This is a genomic window from Streptomyces sp. bgisy159 (assembly GCF_057707805.1).
On sequence record NZ_JBYIQX010000051.1, the window covers coordinates 39,765 to 46,413 of the forward strand.

At 67.3% G+C, this 6,649-nt stretch carries 4 protein-coding genes; 2 read left to right on the forward strand and 2 right to left on the reverse strand.

What is annotated here, in order from left to right; all coding sequences use genetic code 11:
* Positions 1–506: 506 nt before the first annotated feature.
* Entirely contained in the window at positions 507–3,914 is a 3,408-nt protein-coding gene (locus AC3ET3_RS31785; RefSeq protein WP_435613353.1) for a glycosyl hydrolase, read from the forward strand.
* 217 nt (positions 3,915–4,131) lie between these two features.
* On the opposite strand, the gene AC3ET3_RS31790 is transcribed toward AC3ET3_RS31785, so the two are convergent.
* Positions 4,132–5,406, reverse strand: coding sequence for a tyrosine-type recombinase/integrase (locus tag AC3ET3_RS31790; RefSeq protein ID WP_432137744.1), 1,275 nt, complete (start codon positions 5,404–5,406; stop codon positions 4,132–4,134).
* A gap of 480 nt (positions 5,407–5,886) precedes the next feature.
* On the opposite strand from AC3ET3_RS31790, the gene AC3ET3_RS31795 reads away from it, so the two are divergent.
* The gene (locus AC3ET3_RS31795; RefSeq protein ID WP_346174884.1) at positions 5,887–6,057 is read left to right on the forward strand and encodes a helix-turn-helix transcriptional regulator; all 171 of its coding nucleotides are present in this window, start codon (positions 5,887–5,889) and stop codon (positions 6,055–6,057) included.
* 161 nt (positions 6,058–6,218) lie between these two features.
* On the opposite strand, the gene AC3ET3_RS31800 is transcribed toward AC3ET3_RS31795, so the two are convergent.
* A partial coding sequence (locus tag AC3ET3_RS31800) for a hypothetical protein (RefSeq protein ID WP_435613354.1) occupies positions 6,219–6,649 on the reverse strand: 431 nt, incomplete at its 5' end.

Here is a 6,649-nt window from a genome sequence, read left to right on the forward strand (position 1 = left end):
CGGCGGCGCAGCCCCTCGTGAGGAACGGTCAGGGCGTATGGGTGAAGCGGCTCGCGCACGAGCGTCCTCTTATCTGGGGTTTCACCGGCGTCACAGGCGGGTGAACATCTGTTGCGCGAAGTGTTGACAGTGTCGGGAGACCATCCCTAGCCTCCCGGTCTGAGAACGCTCTCACGGCGAGCCGCCCGGAGGTGCGTTCACGGCGCCGCGCAGCCGGCCGTCCCTGCGGTGCACTCCCCTCCCCGCAGATCGTCCACCGCCTCCGCAGACGACTCGGCGGACCGGCCGCCTCCCGGGGCGTCACACGCCACACGCACGAGCACGTCCATCCGTCACCGTCGCGTGCGGCCCGCGACGCCCTGAGCAGGAGTTCTGACATGCTCCCAGCAAGTCGCCCGCCATCCGCGGCTGCGGGCCACCCCACTCCCACCCCACCGGGGGCCGCGTCAGGCGGTCCCCGGTACGCCCGGCGATCCTCCCGCCTTCCTCGCGCCGCGGTGCTCGGCGTGGTGATCGCCCTGCTCGGTGCCGCACTGACCGTACTCGTCTCGCACGACGCACGCGCCGACGCGGTCGGCCAGGGCAGCTACACCACGACGCCACCCGGCCCGCTGCCGTCGGGGTGCGGGAACCTCTCGACCGACCCGAGGCGCTGGGTGACGGCCAACGCCCCGTCAGGAGCCGTGCCCACCAACGACTGGTGGTCGTCCATCCTGTGGAAGCGGACCAACTGCGCCTACGGCGAGCCGCTGTTCGCGCAGCCGCTGGGCTTCCAGGCCGGCTCCGGCGGACTGGGAGTCTCCTACAGCACCACGCCGGCGATCTCCGGCAGCGCCACGGGTGTCGGCGAGTACCACTTCAACTACGGCGAGGACTTCGTCGTCGGCGTCGAGGGTCTCGCGGCCGGCGAGGTGAAGGTGGACGACTGGAGCGACTGGACCGTCAGCCCCCTGCTCACGGACGGCGCGCACACGCTGCGGGCCACGATCGGCTCCGGTCTGCCCTTCTCCTACTACCGTGCCACCGGAGGCAGGGCGCAGATCAAGGGCTCCTCCGCGGCGCCCCTGAAGGTGTGGTCCAACTCCGGTGGAACCATCGGCTACCAGATCAACGGTCACGACTACGTCGCCTTCGCCCCGGCCGGCTCCGCCTGGTCCGTGACCGGCAGGACCCTCACCTCCTCGCTGGGCGGCAAGGACTACTTCTCCGTCGCGGTGCTCCCGACCACGCCGTCGACCTCGGCGGCCGACCGGTCCGCGCTCGTGGAGGAGTACGCCGCGTACGCCCACCACCACGTCACCGGCACCGCGGTCTCGTACAACTACGACGAGGCCACGAGCACCGTCACGACGACGTACGAGTACACCACCGAGGCGATGGAGGGAACGGGCTCCGGCACGGTCGCCGCCCTGCTGCCGCACCAGTGGCGCCACCTGACCGGCGGCACCCCGCTGACCCAGAAGTACGTCTCCTCCCGCGGCCCCCTGAAGATCCTCACCGGCATCGACTCCTTCACGACGTCGATGCTCTTCCACGGTGTGCTGCCCGAGGTCCCGGCCGTCGCCGACAGCTCCGGCCCCGACGCCGCCACGCTGCAGAACTACCTCGACGCGGAGAAGGCCGACCCGACCCGTCAGCAGAGCGACGACACCTACTGGACGGGCAAGGGCCTCGGCCGCGCCGCCCGCCTGGCGGAGATCGCCGACCAGACCGGCAACACCGCGGTGCGGGACGCCGCCCTGTCCGCGATCAGGTCCAAACTGAACGACTGGTTCACCGCCTCGCAGAACGAGACGGGCCACCTGTTCTACTACGACGACAACTGGGGCACGCTGATCGGCTACCCGGCCTCCTACGGGTCCGACCAGGAGCTCAACGACCACCACTTCCACTACGGCTACTACATCGCGGCTGCCGCGACGCTCGCCAAGTTCGACCCGGCCTGGGCCACTTCGAGCCAGTACGGCGGCATGGTCGACCTGCTCATCCGGGACGCCAACAACTACGACCGCACGGACAAGCGCTTCCCCTTCCTGCGTGACTTCGACATCTACAGCGGTCACGACTGGGCCTCCGGCCACGGCTCCTTCGCCGCGGGCAACAACCAGGAGTCCTCGTCCGAGGGGATGAACTTCGACAACGCCCTCATCCAGTGGGGCATCGCGACCGGCGACAAGGCCGTCCGCGACGCCGGCATCTACATGTACACCACGCAGGCCGCCGCCATTCAGGACTACTGGTTCGACACCGAGGGTGACATCTACCCCGGCGACTTCCAGCACGAGGAAGTCGGCATGGTGTGGGGCAACGGCGGTGCCTACTCGACCTGGTTCTCCAGCGCGCCCGAGCAGATCCAGGGCATCAACCTGCTGCCGGTGACCGGCGGCCACCTGTACCTGGGCTACGACCCGGCGTACGTCAGGGCCAACTACCAGGAGATGCTCACCCAGAGCGGTAAGACCCAGCCGGTCATCTGGACCGACATCTGGTACGAGTACCGGGCCCTCGGCGACCCCGCCGCGGCCCTGGCCGACTTCAGGGCGAACAACTCCTTCACCTCGGAGGAGGGCGAGAGCAAGGCGCACACCTTCCACTGGATCCGCAACCTCGCCGCCCTGGGTACCGTGGACACCACGGTGACCTCGGACAACCCGCTGAGCTCGGTCTTCGTGAAGAACGGCGCACGCACCTACGTCGCCGCCGATGCCACCGGCGCGGGGTCGACGGTCCACTTCTCCGACGGAACCACCGTCGAGGTCGGCGCCGGGCGGACCGTCGCCACAGGAGCGCAGAACTGGGAGGGCGGCAACGGCGCTCCGCCGGTCACGGACTCCCCGTCGCCGAGCCCGGACCCCTCCACGTCGCCCAGCACGTCCCCGCCGCCCGGCGGCGGGAACTCCGCCACCCTGTACGCGCAGAGCGACGGTTCGCTGAGCGCCGACCCGGGCGCCTCGGGCAGTGTCCAGGTGACCTCCGGTGACGGTGCCAACCACGACGGCAGCCCCTACCGGCCGGTGACGCTGACCGCCACCGGACTGACCGGTACGTTCGACGGCGGCACCCCGACGTTCGACCTCGCGGTCGACGCGGGCGGCGCGGTCGGCAACGCCGTCCAGCTGCGACTGTCCTACGACTGCACCGGCGACGGCACCTGGAACCGGGTGGAGACCTACCACTACTTCGCCACCGACCCGGTTCCCGGCTGGGAGCACTACACCCAGACCTCCGCCCTGCTCTCGGCCACCGGTACGGCCTGCGACCTGGACAACGGCACGGTCCGAGCCGAGGTCTGGAACGCCCTCGGCGGCAATCCCGGCACGCTGGGCACCGGCGACCTGTCCGTGTTCGACCTGCCCTACACGATGACCGACGGCGGCGGCTCGACCCCGACCCCGACCGCGTCACCGACGCCGACCGGGACGTCCGGTACGGGCACGGGTATCACCGCGCCGACGCTGTACCTGCAGGGCGACGGTTCGCTGACCCCCGACACGAGTGCTGCCGCAAGCGCCCCGGTGGCCTCCGGTGACGGCGCCAACCACGACGGCAGCCCGCACCGGCCGGTGACGCTGACCGCCGACGGCGTGAACCTCACCCACAACGGCGGCACCCCGACGTTCGACCTCGCCGTCGACGCGGGCAGCGCGGTGGGCAACGCCGTCCAGTTGCGACTGTCCTACGACTGCACCGGCGACGGCTCGTGGGACCGCGTGGAGACCTACCACTACTTCGCCACCGACCCGGTGGCGGGATGGGAGCACTACACGCAGTCCCAGGGCCTGGCCTCCTCCAGCGGCGCAGCCTGCGACCTGAACGGCGGAAAGGTCCGGGCCGAGGTCTGGAACGCCCTCGGCTCCGATGCCGGTGCCCTGGGCACCGGCGACCTCTCGGTCCTGCACCTGCCGTACGACTGACGGACCCCGATGACCGGCCTGGCCCTGCCCGCCCGGCAGGGCCAGGCCCTCCGAGTCCTTGCGCCGCGCACCGCCGACCGGGCGCACCGGGGCGAGGCGGGGCGGCATCCGCTCGTCAGATGTCCCGGAACTCATAGACAAAGCTTCTGACCTGTGCAAATGACCCCTCTCGAAGATCATCTTGCACGGTTGTTGCACAAGCCGAACGGAGCAGGACTCACGCGGCCCCGGTGTAGGCGCTCCGGACCGCGATGCGGACCTTGGAACCGGCTCCCACGACCCGGTGCACGTATTTACGCAGGGTAAACGCGGGATCGGCGTGTCCGAGTCGGTCCGCGAGCGTGTACACGTCTACCCCACCGTTGATCATCATCGACGCGTACAGGTGTCGGAGCGCGTGCATCATCACGTCGCGGGACTTCTCCCACCGTCGTCCCTTCGCGTCGGGCTCAAGGGGCTTGATGAGGCCGGCCGACGCCAGGGCGGGCTTCCAGCGGTAGGAGTTGAACCAATTCGACTGAATGGCGGTCTTCTCCCGGGTGTAGAAGATCAGCCGCGCCGTGACCGGGGAGCCGCCTTTGCTGCCCCACGGTCGGGTCACCTCGACCGGCGGGTACTTCTCCATGTGCTCGCGCAGGGGGATGGCCACGTCGTCGGTCAGCTCGACCCACCGGTCCTTCGGGTCCTCGTCGTCTCCGCCCTTGGGGAGGGCGTATGCGAGGAACGAGCCGTCGTGGACTACTTGCCGTTGCACGTGCACCATGGCGCCGTCTGGATGTGCCCAGTCGATATCTTCTGGTGACAGGCCGAATATCTCACCTTGCCGCAGACCCAGGCCGCGACCACAGTCAACAAGTGCTTTATAGCGGTCGGGAAGTTCGGCGCGGATCTTCTCGGTGTCCTCCCACGTTAGGGTCAGATTTGCCCGGCCGCCACCTCCTCGCTTCGGCTTGGCGTCCTGCACCGACTTGGCGAGGCACGGATTTTTGTGTATCAGGCTGTCGTCCACGGCCAGGTCAAAGACAGCCCGAAGATTGTCGAAGACCAGGCGCAGCGTGGAACTTTCGAGCAGCCTGCGACGGTCGTGCAGCCAGTCCAGCAAAGATGAGGCGTTCACGTCCTTTACGCGCATCTTCCCAACTGCGGTAGGAACGACATGCAGGAGAATCCGCTCCTTGTGGCGTCGGTAAGTCCGTGGATTCTTGTGTTCGTGCCCCTTGAGCCACGTAAGGGCGAGTTCACTGACCCTGATCTCCCCGGCGCGAGGGTTGATGTACGAACCGTCGTCCACTCCGGACCGCATCTTGGTCTCATGCCTGCGGGCTTCGACCTCGGTGCGGAACAGCTCTGTCTGCTGTACATCTTCCCTGTTGCGCCATCGGGCCTGCCACCGCTTCCCCGTCCCGTGATCCCGCGTCGGAACTTTGCCGTGTTCCTTGCAGGTCGACTCCCCGTCTTTCGGGCGCGACTTGTGCCAGCGATCGTACGGCATCGACTCAACTCCTAGTTTTCAACGGCCCTTTGAGTCTATTTGTGGACTCTTTTCAATCAGGGTCATCGTCGACGGCGAGATTGTCTGCCCGTTCATCGCGCCCTGAGTGAATTGGATGTTGATCCAGGCGAGCTGAAGATGTCAAATGCATTCTTGGGGTCTTCGCGACAAAGGGCGCAGAGTGGTAGAGAAGATTTCACCTAGACGAATGCTCGCTGAGGGTTTGACGAGGGCTCGGCGAACCCTCGTCGAAGATTCGCCTGTGTCCTTCGAGAGTTCGCAAGAGTCGTAGGTATTTCGCCGAAAGGCCCTCTGTTTGGTCCGGCCGGAATTCAATGCAAACGTTCGCCCACCACCACAGCGGAGTACCGCTCACGTGGTTCTTTCCTGCCCGCTTCGAACCGTTTTGGAGTGCCCATGCGTCGAACCACTGCCCGTGCGGAAGAAGCCGCCAGTGGCGCGGGGAACCGTTGTCCCTTGATGAGCGCGGAGGAGCTGGCCGACTTCCTGGGCGTACCTCTGAATACGGTCTACATATGGAATCACCGACACCAGGGGCCGCGAGCCCACAAGGTCGGCCGCTATTTGCGCTACCGCTGGCCGGAGGTAGAGGCATGGCTGGAAGCTCAAGCGGTGAATCGCGCGACCTGATCGGCCAAGATTGGCTAGTGCCCTTGTCCTTGGTCGGGCGACAGAACCCGGCGTACAGCCCGCCTCGCCCGACGCCACCAGCGGCTTTGCCTTGGAGAGGGCCTCCGACGTAGGTCGGAGGCCCCTTCTAGTGACGCGCCATCCTGAAACGGCACGGCCCCCTACGCCCGGTCGCGCCTGAGAGCCGTCTCGCCGAGCCCGAGGGCCATGCTGCCCATGAGCTGACGAGCGAAGTCCTCCAGGATCGAGGGGTTGGTAGCGAGAAACTCCATGACCCGCTCGGTTCGCTGCTCAGGCGAAAGCTCTTTCAGTTCCTGCTGCCATGCCAGGGTGGCAACACCGCCGTCCTCGACGTCGGCATTCACGATGAGGTTCCAGAGCGCCTGCTGGGCGTCCTCACGAGCGAGCCAAGTCATGAACATCTGCTGGAACTGCTCGCTCGTAACAGTGACCTTCGGGCCGCTGGGCGCGGTGGCCAGATCTTGGGAAGGCGCGTCAGCTTCTACCCCCGGGACGGCAACAGGAGGTGTCGTCGTGGCCCCGGCCCGCAAGGCCTTCTTCTGGGCTCTGCGGGCCTGCTGCTTCAGCACTA

Coding starts and splice junctions, on each gene's coding strand:
- AC3ET3_RS31790 (WP_432137744.1), bottom strand. CDS start 5,406: ATGCCGTACGATCGCTGGCACAAGTCGCGCCCGAAAGACGGGGAGTCG.
- AC3ET3_RS31795 (WP_346174884.1), top strand. CDS start 5,887: ATGAGCGCGGAGGAGCTGGCCGACTTCCTGGGCGTACCTCTGAATACG.